This window comes from Variovorax sp. J22R115, from assembly GCF_030317005.1.
Taxonomy (GTDB): Bacteria; Pseudomonadota; Gammaproteobacteria; order Burkholderiales; family Burkholderiaceae_C; genus Variovorax.
In genome coordinates this window covers 78150-94012 of record NZ_JASZYM010000019.1, presented here as the reverse complement: position 1 = coordinate 94012, position 15863 = coordinate 78150, and the positions used below count along the sequence as shown (strand labels likewise).

Annotated in this window: 16 protein-coding genes; 13 read left to right on the top strand and 3 right to left on the bottom strand. The window is 68.3% G+C overall.

All coding sequences use genetic code 11. The features are described from left to right. The first annotated feature begins 279 nt into the window (after nt 1–279). The 6 genes from QTI04_RS28435 (at nt 280) to QTI04_RS28410 (ending at nt 4745) form a co-directional block, all read left to right on the top strand. Nucleotides 280–2169, top strand: coding sequence for a phage integrase family protein (locus tag QTI04_RS28435; protein WP_286618538.1), 1890 nt, complete (start codon nt 280–282; stop codon nt 2167–2169). Between the two features lie 125 nt (nt 2170–2294). Further along, on the top strand, nt 2295–2552 hold the full coding sequence (locus tag QTI04_RS28430; protein WP_286618537.1) for a hypothetical protein: 258 nt from the start codon (nt 2295–2297) through the stop codon (nt 2550–2552). Nucleotides 2553–2622: 70 nt separating this feature from the next. Beyond that, on the top strand, nt 2623–2892 hold the full coding sequence (locus tag QTI04_RS28425) for a hypothetical protein (protein WP_286602357.1): 270 nt from the start codon (nt 2623–2625) through the stop codon (nt 2890–2892). Nucleotides 2893–3145: 253 nt separating this feature from the next. Beyond that, nucleotides 3146–4003: a DUF2272 domain-containing protein gene (locus QTI04_RS28420; protein WP_286618536.1), complete on the top strand. Its 858-nt coding sequence runs from the start codon at nt 3146–3148 to the stop codon at nt 4001–4003. A gap of 50 nt (nt 4004–4053) precedes the next feature. Further along, nucleotides 4054–4248 carry a hypothetical protein gene (locus QTI04_RS28415; protein WP_286618534.1) on the top strand — a complete coding sequence of 65 codons (195 nt, stop codon included), beginning with the start codon at nt 4054–4056 and terminating at the stop codon, nt 4246–4248. A 230-nt stretch (nt 4249–4478) separates the two neighbouring features. Next, nucleotides 4479–4745: a hypothetical protein gene (locus QTI04_RS28410; protein WP_286618532.1), complete on the top strand. Its 267-nt coding sequence runs from the start codon at nt 4479–4481 to the stop codon at nt 4743–4745. An 18-nt stretch (nt 4746–4763) separates the two neighbouring features. Here QTI04_RS28410 and QTI04_RS28405 read toward each other — a convergent pair whose 3' ends face one another. Both QTI04_RS28405 and QTI04_RS28400 read right to left on the bottom strand, forming a co-directional pair. Further along, nucleotides 4764–6281, bottom strand: coding sequence for a PAS domain-containing sensor histidine kinase (locus tag QTI04_RS28405; RefSeq protein WP_286618531.1), 1518 nt, complete (start codon nt 6279–6281; stop codon nt 4764–4766). Further along, nucleotides 6282–7088, bottom strand: a complete 807-nt coding sequence (locus QTI04_RS28400; RefSeq protein WP_286618529.1) for an alpha/beta fold hydrolase — start codon at nt 7086–7088, stop codon at nt 6282–6284. Between the two features lie 230 nt (nt 7089–7318). On the opposite strand from QTI04_RS28400, the gene paoA reads away from it, so the two are divergent. From paoA to QTI04_RS28380, 4 genes are all read left to right on the top strand, one after another. Further along, complete coding sequence (gene paoA / locus QTI04_RS28395) at nt 7319–7978, top strand: aldehyde dehydrogenase iron-sulfur subunit PaoA (protein ID WP_286618527.1); 660 nt, start codon at nt 7319–7321, stop codon at nt 7976–7978. Next, nucleotides 7975–8919 (top strand): xanthine dehydrogenase family protein subunit M, encoded by a 945-nt coding sequence (locus QTI04_RS28390; protein WP_286618525.1) that lies wholly within the window; start codon nt 7975–7977, stop codon nt 8917–8919. Before paoA ends, QTI04_RS28390 begins: the two co-directional genes overlap by 4 nt. 3 nt (nt 8920–8922) lie before the next feature. Continuing rightward, a complete protein-coding gene (gene paoC, locus QTI04_RS28385) occupies nt 8923–11115 on the top strand; it encodes an aldehyde oxidoreductase molybdenum-binding subunit PaoC (protein ID WP_286618524.1) in 2193 nt (730 codons plus the stop codon). 136 nt (nt 11116–11251) lie between these two features. Continuing rightward, complete coding sequence (locus QTI04_RS28380) at nt 11252–11659, top strand: EF-hand domain-containing protein (RefSeq protein WP_286618522.1); 408 nt, start codon at nt 11252–11254, stop codon at nt 11657–11659. Nucleotides 11660–11665: 6 nt separating this feature from the next. On the opposite strand, the gene metE is transcribed toward QTI04_RS28380, so the two are convergent. Continuing rightward, a complete protein-coding gene (metE, locus tag QTI04_RS28375; RefSeq protein ID WP_286618521.1) occupies nt 11666–13981 on the bottom strand; it encodes a 5-methyltetrahydropteroyltriglutamate--homocysteine S-methyltransferase in 2316 nt (771 codons plus the stop codon). A 73-nt stretch (nt 13982–14054) separates the two neighbouring features. Between metE and QTI04_RS28370 the strand changes: the two genes are divergently transcribed. The 3 genes from QTI04_RS28370 (at nt 14055) to QTI04_RS28360 (ending at nt 15834) form a co-directional block, all read left to right on the top strand. Next, nucleotides 14055–14978 (top strand): LysR family transcriptional regulator, encoded by a 924-nt coding sequence (locus QTI04_RS28370; RefSeq protein ID WP_286618520.1) that lies wholly within the window; start codon nt 14055–14057, stop codon nt 14976–14978. A gap of 68 nt (nt 14979–15046) precedes the next feature. After that, nucleotides 15047–15436 (top strand): hypothetical protein, encoded by a 390-nt coding sequence (locus tag QTI04_RS28365; protein ID WP_286618519.1) that lies wholly within the window; start codon nt 15047–15049, stop codon nt 15434–15436. After that, nucleotides 15433–15834, top strand: coding sequence for a hypothetical protein (locus tag QTI04_RS28360; RefSeq protein WP_286618518.1), 402 nt, complete (start codon nt 15433–15435; stop codon nt 15832–15834). The genes QTI04_RS28365 and QTI04_RS28360 overlap by 4 nt, the downstream gene beginning before the upstream one ends. Nucleotides 15835–15863: the final 29 nt, after the last annotated feature.

The window sequence follows — 15863 nt, the reverse complement described above, 5'->3', positions numbered from 1 at the left end:
AATAATCATCAATACTGAATTCGAGTGTCAATGGTGCCTTGTCTTCACCTGAGTTTCTTAAGTCGTTGATATGAATGAATTTTTTCCTCATCGCTGGAGGAGTGGTCTCGGGCGGGCCGGCAGCGAGGCGAAGCCCCAAGCCGGGGTGTGGCACCTTCACCGCCGTGGCTTTGGGCCCCGTTGGGACGGACCGACTGCCCGCTCGGCGGCGCGCCTTCGGCAGGCCCGGATCGCCGCGCCGGCGCCGGCCGGCCCGTCAACCCTGGGCGGGCGGTCTCGGTGACGAATCGACCGCCGCGCAAGCTGCACCGCGGGCACTTTGCCTTCATGCGGGCGCTGGCCCAGGGGCTGGACGAGCGCGCCAGCTGGGATCGCTATCTGCGGCTGGAGGGCGAGCATGCCGACCTGCGCACCGTGCGGCGCACGATCGCCTGGATCCGGGACGCCTTCGCGGCCGCCGCGCGCCGCGAGCAGAAGCCGGGGACGGCGCGCCTGATCCTGCTCGACCCGTCCGGCTACTCGGACCAGGCGCCGGCGTTGCCGAGCCTGGAGGAGTTTGCGCAAGCCCAAGGCCTGGAGGACTTTTCGGAGGCCGAGCAGATCGAGGCCTACGAGGCGGCACACGCGGGGGCCGGTGGACAAGGGCAGGGCGGTCGCTCCGGCAACGGAGGGCAGTCGTCGCGGCGCGCGCGCGTGATCGAGCGGCAGCTCGAGGCGTTGCGCTGGCTCGAGGGGCTGGTCGCGCAGGACCCGCGGCCGCTCGACGGCGTCTCGGCGTGGCTCAATCCGGCCGTGGCCGTGCGCCTCGAACGGGCGGGGCTGGGCACGCTGTTCACGCTGGTCGAGCGCATCAACGGTGTCGGCGCACGCTGGTGGGCGCAGGTGCCGGGCATCGGGGAGCGCAAGGCGGCGCGGATTCTCGACTGGCTGCAGGCCAACGAGGAGGTCCTGGGCGGGCTGCGGGTGGGGCGCCATGCGGCGCAGCCCCGGGCGCAACTGGCCCCGGGGGTCCTCACGAGCGTGGTGCCACCGGCGACCTCGCTCGTGCCCTACGAGAAGTTCATGGTGCCGCGGGAGCTCGACGGACGCGACGGACACGGTCGGGCGCCGCTGGAGGCCTGTCGCCTGGCCGCCGTCACGGACCGGGAGGCCCTGGACGCCTGGCTCTTCGCCAAGGAGCCGGACCGGGCCGGCAGGGCGCTGTCACCGACGCAGCGCTCGTACCGCAAGGAAGCCGAACGCCTGCTGTTGTGGGCCATTCTCGAACGCGGCAAGGCCGTGTCGTCGCTGTCCGTGGAGGATGCGAGGGCTTACACCGATTTCCTGGCCGATCCGCCGCCGAGCTGGTGCGGGCCCCGCCACCAGCAGCGCTGGTCGCCGCGCTGGCGCCCGATGGAAGGCGCGTTGTCGCCAAGCGCGCGCAAGCAGGCGCTGACCATCGTGAAGGGTCTCTTCGCGTTCCTGTGCTCGGCGCACTACGTGCGCGGCAACCCGTTCGCCGAGCTCGAGTTGCCTTCCGGGGGCCGCAAGGCACTGGGCGCGGGCCGCACGCTGAGCGCCGGGCAGTGGGCCCATCTCGACGCCTGGCTGGCGCGGCGCCGGGAAGCTGACGTCGGCCGGCGGCTGGACCGGGCGGTGCGCTGGCTCTACGAGACCGGGCTGCGTCTCGATGAAGTCACCCGGGCCACCTGCGGCGACCTCCTCCAGGTCGCGCCGTCCGAAGCCGGCATGGCGTCGGTCGGGGTCTGGCAGCTGAACGTCGTGGGCAGGGGCGGGCGCTGCCGCGCGGTGCCGGTGCCCTCGGCGCTCGTCGAGGAGCTCGAGGACGAACTCGCCCGGCAGGGCCACGACCGCAGCGTCGATGCGCCCGCCAACCGGCGCATCCCGCTGCTCGCGCGCTTCGGTCCGCAGCACCGTGGCGCGCCGCCGCCCTGGTCGGCATCGGGCTTGTACCAGGCCATCAAGGCCGCGGTCGACCACGCCGCCCGGGAACTCGATGACGCCGCAGCGCGGCAGCTGCGGGAGGCGAGCACGCACTGGCTGCGGCACTCGCACGTGGTGCATTCGCTGCAGGGCAGGGCGGGACAGCCCCCGCTCCCGATCGAGGTGGTCCAGAAGAACGTCGGGCACGCATCGGTCGCGACGACGGCGATGTACCTGAGGAGCTGATCGAGCGCGAAGCCGCAACCGGCGCGAATCGCATCCTGTCAGACACCGCCGGGCATGCAGGGGGTCCGACTTCCGACGCCGCGCGCGCGCTTCGCGCGCGAGACTGGATCCCTGTGGGGTGGCAGATGCGAACTGACCTATTTCGAGCGCTGGGAACCGACGGACGGGCGCACATCGTCTTCCGCCGGACCCAGACCTACTGGGTGAGGACCGCGTTGGGCATGGTCGAGAAGCAGCGCGAGCCGCGCTTCTACCTGGGCAACGGCGACAGGCTGGAGTGCGTGGACCGCTACGACACGTTCAGGACGCTGGCGGGGGACCTGGTGGTGCGGATCATGACCCGCCAACCCCGAAAGCGAACCCGGCGCCCGCACCACGTGTGACCGCCTGCTGGGCGGCGGTCGACGCGGCGCTCGCGGCACTTCGGTCCGAACGGAGATGACGGAGACGAAGATGGATGAAGACCTGCAGGCCCTGTCGCGTGATGCGCTGGCCGAGGAAGTCAGGAGGCTGAGGGCGGCCATCCGGCGGCACCGTGACGCCTCGGGTCAGGAGCTTTGCTGGCATCACCCCGACCTGTGGTCGGTGCTGCCGGAGCGGGTCGAGCCCGCCTTGAGCGTGCCGGCCTGGCCCCAGTTCATGCGCGGCTGCGTTCGCTACCGTCAATCCCTGGACGAACAGGCTGCGGACGCTCCGCGCTCTGACGAGGAGTTCGGACGCTAGCCAGAGCGTGAGACGCAGCGGGAGTTGCGCCGCATCGCGAGCAATATGTAGAAGAAAGTTTGACATCGGCGTGGCGCGCGCTGACACTCCAGCGCGAGAGAATGGATGGCCCGGCCGCCAATGCAAGAACAAGGCAGACGGCTGAGGACGGGCGCGCTGGGTCCCGAGGGGCTCCACGCGGGAGGAGGGATGCCGCCGCCAAGCGGCATCGGTGGGCCGTTCGTTCTCTCACTCTCACATCGAGGAGTGTTCGATGCAGAAGTTCGTCAACGTCCAGACCGTCAACTTTCGGGGTGTCCCAAGCACGGAGGGGAACGATCCATTGACGGCCCTCTCGCTCGGAGATGCTGTCGTCGACATCGGCGATGGCCCGCCGGGATGGCATCACATCCGCGCGCACGTGGGTGCCGAGGAGGTCGAGGGCTTCTGCGTGGACGGGCTCGTCGACGCCAGGATCCGGTGGACGGACAAGAAGCAGCCGACCTTGCGCGACCCGGCCTCGCCGGCGCGAGAGGCGCTGGTGGCCGCCGCCGCCGAGCAATGGCTCCTGTTCAGGAAGGGCGAGGGCAGGGAAAACGTCGAGCCGTTCAGCACCATGATCGGCAAGATGTGGAAGGCCTTTGGCAAGAACCTGACGGGCAAGAACCAGGAAGTGCCGTGGTCCGCGGTGGCCATCTCCCTCATGGTGCGCAATGCCGCGAAGTCCGTCGAGGGCTACAAGTCCTTTCCCGAATCCATCGGCCATTCGCGCTACATGTGGGATTCCATCCGGAAGGCCGCGAGCGGCGATACGGCGGCGCCATTCTGGGGTGTGACGCTTTCGAAGGCCAAGCCGCAGGTGGGCGACATCATCGGCAGTTGGCGCAACACGCCGTTCAGCTTCGACCGGTTCCTGACCGCGACCAAGAACCCGGAGACGCCGTGCCATTCGGACATCGTGGTGGCGGTGGGGCCCGACCTGGTCCTGGCGATCGGGGGCAACATCAAGAACAGCGTCTATGCGACGGGCTACCAGGTCGGCGCCGACGGCTTCCTGACCTCCAACAAGCGCGTCGACGCGAACGGCAAGGTCGTGGGCGAAGCGATCGTGCTGATGGCCAATCGCCTGTGAGGCGCCGTCGGCCGGCAGCGCATCCGTTCGCCGTCTGGACGCCACGGCACATGGAAGATCCCATCGCGGCTGGCGTGATCCTGAGCGCCGCCTTCCTGCTCGTGTATGCGTCGTGGAACGCCCCGGTGCTGCGCTGGGCGGCGATCTGCCTGGCGCTCGGGGTGCTCGTGTGGGCCATCACCGAAGCGATACCGCTGGCGGAGGGGCGCTCCTCGCGCCATCCTCCTTCGAGCGGCGCGGCCTAGCGCCCGGAACTGCCGCGCCGACGCGGGCCATCCGGCGCCCGACCTCCGCGTCGAGCAGGGACAACCCCGAAGGGAACTTCGCCCAGGCCGCTTCGCGCGTCAGGGGCCTCGCAACGTGCAGTTCTTCACGGTCGGCCGCCCTGCCTGCGTGCATCCCTCAACAACGCGCAGGATGCGTCAACCGTGCGAGCGCGGGCACGATTGATGCAAGACAAGTTCCGGAGAAACCCATGCTGAAAGGTCTTTCGATGCACACCCCGTCGGCGTTCGAGATCCGTTTCCAGTCGCTGTTTCATGAGGGCCGCGCGTTGGCCTTCCCGTGCGACAGCCGCGGCGAGGTCGATCTGGACGCGATGGGCGAGAAGGCCCGCAACAACTACCTGTTCGCGCGGGGCATGATCGGCCGCGAATACGCGATGCCTTTCGTGCAGGCGCGCGCAGCGCACGCCTGGTCAGGCAACGCCGTTGCGGTCGAGAAGGAACTGGAGGCCCTGTGAGCGCCTGGTGCGCAGGCCTCACCCGGCGTTGGGGAAGTGAAAGCTGAAGGTCGTGCCGGTGGCGCGCGACGAGCTCACGCTGACGTCGCCGCCGTGCGCGAGGGCGATGGCCCGCACGATGAACAGGCCCAGCCCGACGCTGCGCCCGGCACCCTCTCCGGGGTCGCCCCGCACCATCGGCTCGAACAGCGCAGACCGCATGTCTTGCGCAATGGGCTCGCCCCAGTTGTGGACTGACAGGCTGGCGGTCTGGGCCTGAAGCGTCGACACCACCGTGGTCACGCTGCCCGGCTCCCCATAGGCCATCGCGTTGCCCACCAGATTCCCGAGCAGCTGGGCCACGCGGTCCGAGTCGGCCGTGCATTCCCCTTCGCCTTCGGCGTGGTGGACGATGGTGCGTTCGGGAAAGGCCAGTCTCAGCTCGTCCACGATGCCCGCGACCAGGGCGTGCAGGTCCAGGCGTGCGGGTGAGACCGCGAGGCCGCGGCCCACGCGGGCGAGCGTGAAATCGAGCAGTTCCTCGATGAGGCGATGGGCGCGTTGGGCGGAGTTTGTGACATGGCCGAGCACGCGCTGCTTGCCGGGGACAGTCTCTCCATGCGCGAGCACCTTGGCGCCCGTCAGGATGGCGGACAGCGGGTTGCGCAAGTCGTGGCTCACGATGCCCACCATCTGCTCGGCGAACAGGGCCCGGTCCTGCGCCCGCGCGTGCTCCCGGGTGGCCTCCGTGACGTCGCTGAGCACGCCGATGAAATAGGCCAGCGTGCCGTCCGCGTTGAAGAAGCCATGTCCCGATGAAACGACGGTGCGTTGGAGACCGTCGACGCCGTTGAGTCGGTAGCTGCAGTTCGAGACCTCGTCGGTCGGGCTCTGCGCGCAGTCCATCGCGCGTCGTTCGCTGTCCCGGTCCGCGGGCTCGACCGCCGCGGCGTAGAGCGTGTCGTCGACCGGACGTGGCGTCGGGTAGCCGAGCAGTCGCGCGACATCGTCTTCGTAGCGGCGAAGCCCCGTCGCGGCGTCGACGTCCCACAGGAAGAGGTTGCCGAGCCGCAGGGCCTCGCGCAGCCGGGCCTGCGTCACCTGCAGGGTGGCCTGGACCTCGCGCTCCTTGGCCACCAGTTCGTCCGCGCGCTTGCGCGCGGCAAGGAGTTCGCGCTCGTACTTGTTGCGCTCCTCGGCGACCACCATCGAGATCTCGTCGTAGCTGCCGCCCTGGGTGGCGCGCCGGATGGCGTTGAGCATCATGGGAATCGTGTGCCCGTCCCGATGGCGCACATCGAGTTTCACCTCCGACAGCGAGCCTTGCATCTGCAGGGTCGGCAGCCAGTGGGTCTGGTGGAAGATGCGACCGCCCATCGTGAAGAGCTCCTGCAGGCGCTTCTTTCCGACCAGCTCGTCGCGCTCGATGCCGAGCCACGTGCAAAACGTGGCGTTGACCTTCAGGATCGTGCCGCTGACGCTGGTCACGAGCAGGCCCGTCGGAAACTCGTCGAACAGTCTCTCGGTGTCGGGGAGCTCAGGGACGTCTTCCTGCATTCATCGATGGCCCAGCGTCGCGAGAAACTCGTCCATGGCGTCGGCGCTGGCGCACGGCGCGCTCAGGTGCGGGCAGTGGCCCACGTTCTCCACCACGCGAAGCATGCAGTTCGGCAGGGTGCGCTGCAGGTATTCGCCAACCACCACGGGCGCGATGAGGTCGTCGCTGGACTGGACCACGAGCGTCGGTGCGTCGAGCCTGGGAACGTCGCCCCGGTTGTCCGACAGGAAGGTGACGCGCGCGAATTGCTTGGCGATGTCGGGGTCTGTTCGGCAGAAGCTCTGGGTGAGCTCGACGCCGAGTTCGGGCTGTTCCGGCGCGCCCATGATCGCCGGCGCCATGCTGCTCGCCCAGCCCAGGTAGTTCGATTCGAGCGTGTCCAGCAGGGAGTCGATGTCCTCACGGGTGAAGCCGCCGACGTAGTCGCCGTCGTTGATGTAGCAGGGCGACGGGCCGACCATCACGTGGCCCGCGAAGCGCTCGGGCGCACGAAGGCCGGCCAGCAGGCCGATCATGGCACTCACGGAGTGCCCGACGAAGATGACGGGCCCCTGGGCAAATTCCTCGATGACCTCGAGCAGGTCGTCGGCGTACCCGGACAAGTGGTTGTACTTGACCGGGTCATAGGCGCCCAGGTCGGACAGGCCGGCACCGACGAGGTCGAACGTCACGGTACGGAAGCGTTCGGCGTACTGGGGCGCCAGGAAACGCCACATGTTCTGGTCGCAGCCGAAGCCATGCGAGAAGACCATCGTGGTGGGCCCGCTGCCAAGCACCTTGACGTTGTTGCGCTGCTCGACCGACATGACTGTCCTTTGTCTGGGGTGGCGGGCCCGCCCGACAAGACGGCACAGCGGGTGAAAGAAGCATTATTCACTACACGACCTTGCTCGGAGACTCTCGCTGCCAGCAACAACCGGCGCGATGGACAACCGCCTACAGGAACGCGCGCCATCTGGGATGCCGGCGCGCCGCGCGATGTGCCTAGGCTGACCGAAGTTTTTTCTTCAGCCGCGCAACATTCAGAGGTCCCACAATGACAGTCGACGTCAACTTTCCTCTTGTGCGCAGGCGAGGGGTGCTCGCCGGGAGCCTGGCGTCGGCCGCCGGCGCCCTCGTTCCTGCATCTGGAAGTCTGGCCCAGACGGTCGCCCGGTCTGCGGCCGAGCCGGCCGCGAAGGGGCCCACCATGCAAGTCGCTTTCAAGGTCAACGGCAGCATGCAGACGCTGTCACTCGACACGCGCACCACACTGCTCGATGCCTTGCGCGAGCATCTTCGGCTCACCGGCTCCAAGAAGGGATGCGATCATGGGCAGTGCGGCGCCTGCACCGTGATCGTGAACGGGCGGCGCATCAACAGTTGCCTCACGCTCGCCGTGATGCACGAGGGCGAGGAGATCACGACGATCGAAGGCCTGGGAACGCCCGGCAGGCTGCATCCGATGCAAGCCGCATTCGTCACGCACGACGCATTCCAGTGCGGCTACTGCACGCCGGGGCAGATCTGCTCGGCGGTGGGGACGCTGGCCGAGATCAGGGCCGGAGTTCCGAGCCACGTGAGCGCCGACATCACGGCGAGCCAGGCGGCGACCCCCGACGAGATCCGTGAGCGCATGAGCGGCAACATCTGCCGTTGCGGCGCCTACGCGAACATGCTCCAGGCGATCCAGGAAGTGGCCGAGGTCAAGTCATGAAGGCCTTCACCTACGAACGTGCCCAGACGCCTGCGGGCGCGGCCTCATCGCTGGCCAGCACGCCGGGCGCCAAGCTGATTGCCGGCGGGACCAACCTGCTCGACCTGATGAAGCTGCAGGTGGAGACGCCGACCCACCTGATCGACATCAACCGCCTGGGGCTCGACCAGATCGAGGAGGCGTCGGACGGCGGCGTGCGCATCGGTGCGCTCGTGCGCAACACCGACCTGGCAGCCAGCCCGCGTGTGCGGCGCGACTATGCGGTCCTCGCTCGAGCGCTGCTGGCAGGCGCTTCCGGGCAGCTGCGCAACAAGGCGACCACCGCGGGCAACCTGCTGCAACGCACGCGCTGCCCGTACTTCTATGACACCACCAAGCCTTGCAACAAGCGCCAGCCGGGCAGCGGTTGCGCCGCCCTGGGCGGCTTCGACCGCAACCTGGCGATCCTCGCCACCAGCGACCAGTGCATCGCCACGCATCCGAGCGACATGGCGGTGGCGATGCGCGTACTCGATGCCACGGTGCATGCGGTTCGGGCCGATGGCACGCAGCGCACGATCCCGATCGCGGACTTTCATCGCGCCCCCGGCAGTACGCCGGACGTCGAAACGGCCCTTTTGCGCGACGAGGTCATCACGGCGGTGACCTTGCCGCCGCCGCTGGGCGGCAAGCATTTCTATCGCAAGGTGCGTGACCGCGCGTCCTATGCCTTCGCGCTGGTGTCGGTGGCGGCCGTGGTCCAGCCCGACGGCCGCGGGCGCTTCGCCTATGGCGGCCTCGCGCCGAAGCCCTGGCGCGTCGAGGCCGCGGAGCAGCGATCCGGAGCGAACGCGATCGCGCAAGCCACGCTCGCCGGCGCGCGCACCAGCGAGCACAACGCGTTCAAGCCGATGCTGGTCGAACGCACGCTGGCTTCCGTGCTGGCAGAAGCGAAGGGCTGACCCATGAATTTCGATCAACCCGCCGCGCGCAATCCGGTCGACCGGCTCCTGGTGGTCGGCCAGCCGCACGACCGCATCGACGGTCCGCTGAAGACCACGGGCACCGCGCCCTATGCCTACGAGCGTCACGATGTCGTCGCCAACCAGGCCTACGGCGTGATCCTCGGTGCCGCGATTCCCAAGGGCCGCATCACGCGCATCGACGCGAGCGCGGCGCGCGCTGCGCCGGGCGTGATCGCGGTCGTCACCCATGAGAACGCCGGCCCGGTCGGCAAGGCGAAGGCCATCACGGCCAGGCTGCTGGCGGGACCCGAGGTCGACCATTTCGACCAGGCCGTGGCGATCGTCGTGGCCGGCACCTTCGAGCAGGCGCGCTCGGCGGCGCACTTGGTTCGCGTCGACTACCAACGCGAGCCCGGGCGTTTCGATCTCGCGCGCGAACGCGAATCGGCGGTCAAGCCGAAGATGGAGGATCCGGCCGACACGGAGGTCCTCAATTTCGCCGGCGCGTTTGCGCAGGCCGCGGTCAAGGTCGATCAGACCTACACGACGCCAGACCAGAGTCACATGGCGATGGAGCCGTTCGCGACCATCGCCTCCTGGCAGGGCGACAAGCTCACGGTCTGGACGTCGAACCAGATGATCGACTGGGCGCGCCGCGATCTGTCCGAGATCTTCGGCATGCCGCGCGGCAACTTGCGCGTGGTGTCCAGCTACATTGGCGGCGGCTTCGGCTCCAAGCTGTGGGTTCGCAGTGACGTCGTCATGGCGGCGCTGGCCTCGCGCGCAGCGGGTCGGCCGGTCAAGGTGGCACTCGCGCGCCCGCAGATCACTAACAACACGACCCACCGGCCGGCCACCATCCAGCGCATCCGCATCGGCGCAGGCCGCGACGGCAGGATCACTGCGATCGCGCATGAAAGCTGGTCGGGCGACCTGCCGGGCGGCCAGCCCGAGACCGCCGCGATGCAGACGCGTCTTTTGTATGCGGGAGCCAACCGCCTGACCTCGCATCGCCTCGCGACGCTCGACCTGCCCGAGGGCAACGCCATGCGCGCGCCGGGCGAGGCGCCCGGCCTCATGGCGCTCGAGATCGCCATGGACGAACTCGCGGAGGCGCTGAAGATGGATCCGGTCGCACTGCGCATCGCCAACGACACGCAGACCGATCCCGAGAAGCCGGAACGCAGGTTTTCGCAGCGTGACCTGGTCGGCTGCCTGCGCACCGGAGCGCAGCGTTTCGGCTGGGAGCGCCGCGCGGCGACGCCTGGCCAGGTGCGCGACGGGCGCTGGTTGGTCGGCATGGGCATGGCCAGCGCGTTCCGCGGCAACCTCACCATGGACTCGGCGGCGCGCGCGGCGGTCGATGCGCGCGGCAAGGTCACGATTTCCACCGACATGACGGACATCGGCACCGGCAGCTACACGGTCATTGCGCAGACCGCGGCCGAACTGCTGGGTGTGCCGCTGTCGCAGGTCGAGGTCCGACTGGGCGACTCGGACTTTCCGGTGTCCTGCGGTTCGGGAGGTCAGTGGGGCGGCAACAGTGCGACGGCGGGCGTTTTCGCGGCGTGCATGAAGCTGCGCGAAGCGATCGCGCGCAAGGCGGGCCTGATGCCTGCGGACGCGCGCTTCGCGGACGGACGGGTCATCGCCGGCACGCGCAGCTTCACCCTGGGCGAAGTGGCCGGGCGCGCCGGCGTGTCGGTGGAAGACGGCATCAAGTTCGGCGAGCTGACCAAGACCTATGCCCAGGCCACGTTCGGCGCGCACTTCGCTGAAGTGGGGGTCGACGCCGCGACCGGCGAAGTGCGCGTACGCCGCATGAGCGGCACGTTTGCCGCGGGCCGGATCCTGAACCCCAAGACGGCTCGCAGCCAGGTCATTGGCGCCATGACCATGGGCCTAGGTGCGGCGTTGATGGAAGAGTCCATCGTCGACACGCGCCACGGCTACTTCGTCAATCGTGATCTGGCCGAGTATCACGTGCCGGTGCACGCGGACGTGCCGCCGCAGGACGTTTTCTTCCTCGACGAGGTGGACGACATGTCGTCGCCGATGAAGGCCAAGGGCGTCGGGGAACTGGGACTGTGCGGCAGCGCGGCGGCCATCGCCAACGCCGTCTACAACGCTTGCGGCGCTCGGGTTCGGGACTATCCGATCACGCTCGACAAGATCTTGCGTTCGCTGGCGTAGGCACGAAGGCGCCCGCGCACTCGTCTGACGTCGTGCAATGGCGAATGGCCGACAGCGACGCGGCTCGCCAGTGCTTACGCTGGACCTTCCTGCAGCGCAAGGGCGCGCTCCTTGCTCTCGACATGAAGGGGCCTCTATGAATGTCCTCATGACGGCCGTCGCCGTGTCCATGATCTCGATGACCGCGCTCGCCGCAGACGACCAACCCACGGACATGGACGTTGCCGCGGCATTTGAGAAGGCCGATCCGGACCACGACGGCACCGTCAGCTGGGCCGAGGCCAGGAAGTTCGGCATCACCAGGCGGGACTTCGAGCATGCGAATCCCGACAAGGACGGCACCCTCGATAGGAAGGAGTTCGTTGCCGCGATCACGTATCAGTTCAACGAGGCCAACCCCGACAACGACGGCACCCTCGATCGCAAGGAAGCGGCCAGGGCCGGCATCCGGAGCAAGGCCACCTTCGATGCGGCGAATCCCGACCATGACGGCACACTGGATCTGGCCGAGTATCTCCGAGCGCTCGCGCTGAAGGCGAGGTAGTCGCCGTCACCCTGCGCACAGGTCTGCGCGCAGCACCTTGGCTGCCGCGACCATGTTCGACAGCGCCGCTTCGGTTTCCGGCCAGCCGCGCGTCTTGAGGCCGCAGTCGGGATTGATCCACAGGTTGGCCGGCGGCACGACGGCGGCCGCCTTGCGCATCAGCCGCACCATCTCGTCGGTCGTCGGCACGCGCGGCGAGTGGATGTCGTAGACGCCGGGGCCGATCTCGTTGGGGTAGCGGAAGTCGCCGAACCCGCGCAGCAGTTCCATGTCGGAGCGGCTGGTTTCGATGGTGATCACGTCGGCGTCCATCGCGGCAATCTCCGGCAGGATGTCGTTGAACTCCGAATAGCACATGTGCGTATGGATCTGCGTGCAATCGGCCACGCCGCAGGCGCTGATGCGAAACGACCGCGTCGCGCCCTCCAGGTAGGCCTTCCATCCCGCGCGCCGCAGCGGCAGGCCTTCGCGGATCGCTGGCTCGTCGATCTGGACCATCCCGATGCCGGCCTGCTCCAGATCCACCACCTCGTCGCGGATCGCCCAGGCGATCTGCTCGGTGGTGACGCTGCGTGGCTGGTCGTCGCGCACGAAGGACCACTGCAGGATGGTGACCGGGCCGGTGAGCATGCCCTTCATCGGCAGCTTCGTCAGGCTCTGTGCATAGGCCGTCCACTCGACCGTCATCGGCGCGGGACGGGCCACGTCGCCATAGATGATCGGCGGCTTCACGCAGCGCGAACCGTAGGATTGCACCCAGCCGTTGGCGGTGAAGGTGAAGCCGTCGAGTTGCTCGCCGAAGTACTCGACCATGTCGTTGCGTTCGGCCTCGCCGTGCACGAGGACGTCGATGCCCAGTTCCTCTTGCTTGCGCACGGCCAGTGCGATCTCGGCCTTCATCTTTTCGCCATAGGCAGCGGCGTCGAGTTCGCCGCGCCTGAAGGCGGCGCGGGCCGCGCGGATGGCCGCGGTCTGTGGGAACGATCCGATGGTGGTCGTGGGCAGCGGCGGCAATGCGAACCGGGCACGCTGCTGCGCCTGGCGCTCGGTGAACCTGGAAGCGCGTCGGTCATCGCTGGCGACACTGCGCGCCAGGCGCAAGGCAACATCGGCACGATGCACTCGCGGGCTGCCGCGGCGCGCCGCCACGGCCTTGCGGGCGGCGAGCAGTTCGGCTTCCACGACGCTGTCCTCGCCATCGAGTGCCGCGCGCAGCACGCGCAACTCATCGAGCTTTTCGATGGCGAAGGCGAGCCAGGATTTCAACTCGTGATCGAGTCGGGTCTCGTCCGCCAGGCTGAACGGGACGTGCAGCAGCGAGCACGAGGGCGCGATCCAGAGTTCGCCCTGGTGCTTGTCGGCCACGGGCTTCAGGCGCGCGAGCGCGGTGTCCGGATCGGTGCGCCAGATGTTGCGGCCGTCCACGATCCCGATCGAGAGCACCTTGTGCGCGGGGAGCCAGTCGGCCACGCCGGTGAGCTCGGCCGGTGCACGCACCGCGTCCACGTGCAGGCCGGCCACCGGAAGCTGGCAGGCCAGGCGCAGGTTCTCGGACAGAGGGGAGAAGTAGGTCGCCAGCATCAGCTTCGGTGCGCTACGGGCGAGCTGCCAGTAGCTGCGCTCAAACGCGTGGCGCCAGGCCTCGGGAAGGTCGAGGCCCAGGACCGGCTCGTCGATCTGCACCCATTCGGCACCCAGGGACTTGAGCCTGGCCAGGACCTGTTCGTAGACAGGCAGCAGCGAATCCAGCAGCGTGAAGCGGTCGAACCCGGGTTGCTTTTCCTTGCCCAGCCACAGGAAGCTCAGCGGCCCGAGCAACACCGCCTTGACCGGGTGCCCGAGCTTCTGGGCCTGTGCGACCTCGTTGAAGAGACGCACGGAAGACAGGCCGAAGTGCGTGTTCGCCGAGAACTCAGGGACCAGATAGTGGTAGTTGGTGTCGAACCACTTGGTCATCCCCAAGGCGAAGTGGGTGTGGCTGCCGTGCGGGCAGCCTTGGTCGCACGCCGCGTCGGCGACGCCCCGCGCCATCGTGAAGTAGCGCGCCATCTCGGGCTCATCGCCTTGAAACGCGAATCGCGAGGGCTCGCAGCCCAGCAACTGGATGTGGTTGGCGACATGGTCGTAGAACGCGAAGTCGCCGACGGTCACGAAGTCGAGGCCCGCGTCACGCTGCGCCTGCCAGTGGCGCGCGCGCAATTCAGCGCCGATCGTTTCGAGTTCGTTGGCGTCGATCTCGCCGCGCCAGTGCTTTTCGAGGGCGAACTTCAGTTCGCGTTGGGCGCCCATGCGTGGGAAACCGAGGGTGTGCATACGTGTCATGCGCCGATCATCCCGTGGCACCTTGTATGATTCAAACGAAACTTTTTATCGGATAACGTGAAAGTGTTTCAAGATGGCTTCGCTTCTCGAGATTCGCCACCTGCGCACCCTGGCCGCGCTGCGGGATACCGGCAGCCTGGTGCGCGCGGCGCAGATGCTCAATCTGACCCAGTCGGCGTTGTCGCACCAGGTCAAGGTGCTGGAGGAGCACTTCGGCACCCCCTTGTTCGAGCGCAAGTCGGTGCCGCCGCGGTTCAGCGGCGCGGGCCAGCGCATCCTTGAACTGGCCGACGCGGCGCTGGCGCTGGTCGACGAGGCCGAGCGTGACGTCGCCCGCCTGGGGCAGGGGGGCGATGGGCAACTGCGTATCGTGGTCGAGTGCCACACCTGCTTCGACTGGCTGATGCCGGCGATGGACGAGTTTCGCAACCGCTGGCCCGAGATCGAACTGGACATCGTGTCGGGCTTCCACCCGGACCCGATTGCGCTGGTGCTGCAGGACCGGGCCGAGGTCGCGATCGTGTCTGAACAGGACGCGGACGAGGCGGTCGACTACCACCCGCTGTTCCGCTTTGAGATCGTGGCACTGCTGGCCAACGACCATCCGCTCGCTGCAAGGGAGCATCTCACTGCCCGGCACTTCGCCGACCAGACGCTGATCACCTATCCGGTGCCCGACGACATGCTCGACATCGTGCGCCAGGTGTTGGGACCGGCGGGCATCGAGCCGGCGCACCGGCGCACGACCGAACTCACGGTGGCCATGCTGCAGCTCGTGGCGAGTGGCCGAGGTGTCGCCACCCTGCCGATGTGGGCGGTGCAGGGCTACCTGGAGCGCGGCTACGTCACGGCCAGACCGGTGGGCCGAAAAGGCCTGACGGGCGAACTGCACATGGCGTGCGCTCCAGCCACCTCAGGCCGGCCATGGCTGGACGATTTCGTGCGGATCACGCGCGAGACCTGCTTCAAGACCCTGCCGGGCATCGAGTTGCTCTGAGGTGGACGCCGGGGGCCGAACTTTCTAGGATGGTCGAGAGGCGGCAAGGCGCCGTCCAAGGAGCGCAGATGCATCGACTCAAGACTTTGGCAGCGATCGGATCGATCTTCATCGGGCAGGCGGCCATGGCGCAGGCGCCTCGGGCCGCCGCATCGGCGAGCGCGGCGGCGGATGATGCCTCGACCCTCTCCTGCGCCGACTTCAACGCCGCGGCCTCGCAGGTGCTGCCGCCCCCGAACGCGAGCGAGCTGCAGCGACGCCGCGCCGTCGAGGCGCAGGACTATCTCGCCAATGGCATGGTCTGGCTGCATGGCTACCTCACCGGGCGCAACGGCCCGTCGGTCGGTCGGCTCACGCGCGATTGGATCAGCACCAGCGTCACCAAGCTCGGCAAGGAGTGCGCTGCTGCGGCCAACCCGACGGCGACCCGCATCGTCGATCTGGTGCAAAAGCCATGAACGTCCTGCGCACGCTGGTCATCGCGGCGCTGGTGGTGGGGGCCGGCGCGGCCGATGCGCAGCGCCACGGCTCGCGCCACCGCCCGCCGCCGAGCCACTGGAACAACAGTGGCTGGAACAACAACCAGTGGCAACGCAACAACCACTGGAACAACGACTGGCACAACCGCCGTGACGCGCAGCGCGCCGGTGTGGTGACGGGCGTGGTGGCCGGCGGTGTGGCCGGCTCGGCGGAGCGCAATCGCGCCGACCAGCGGCATGCCGACTGCCTCTGGGTCACCGGCAACAGTTGGGAGTGCGACCGCCGCCGCTGGGACGATGAGATGCGCGCCCGCGAGCGCGCGCGCCGCACCGGTGTGCTCGCAGGCATGGCGGCCTACGCGATCGTGCGCAACTGAGCGCTGACAGATGGGCGCCCTGGATGCCA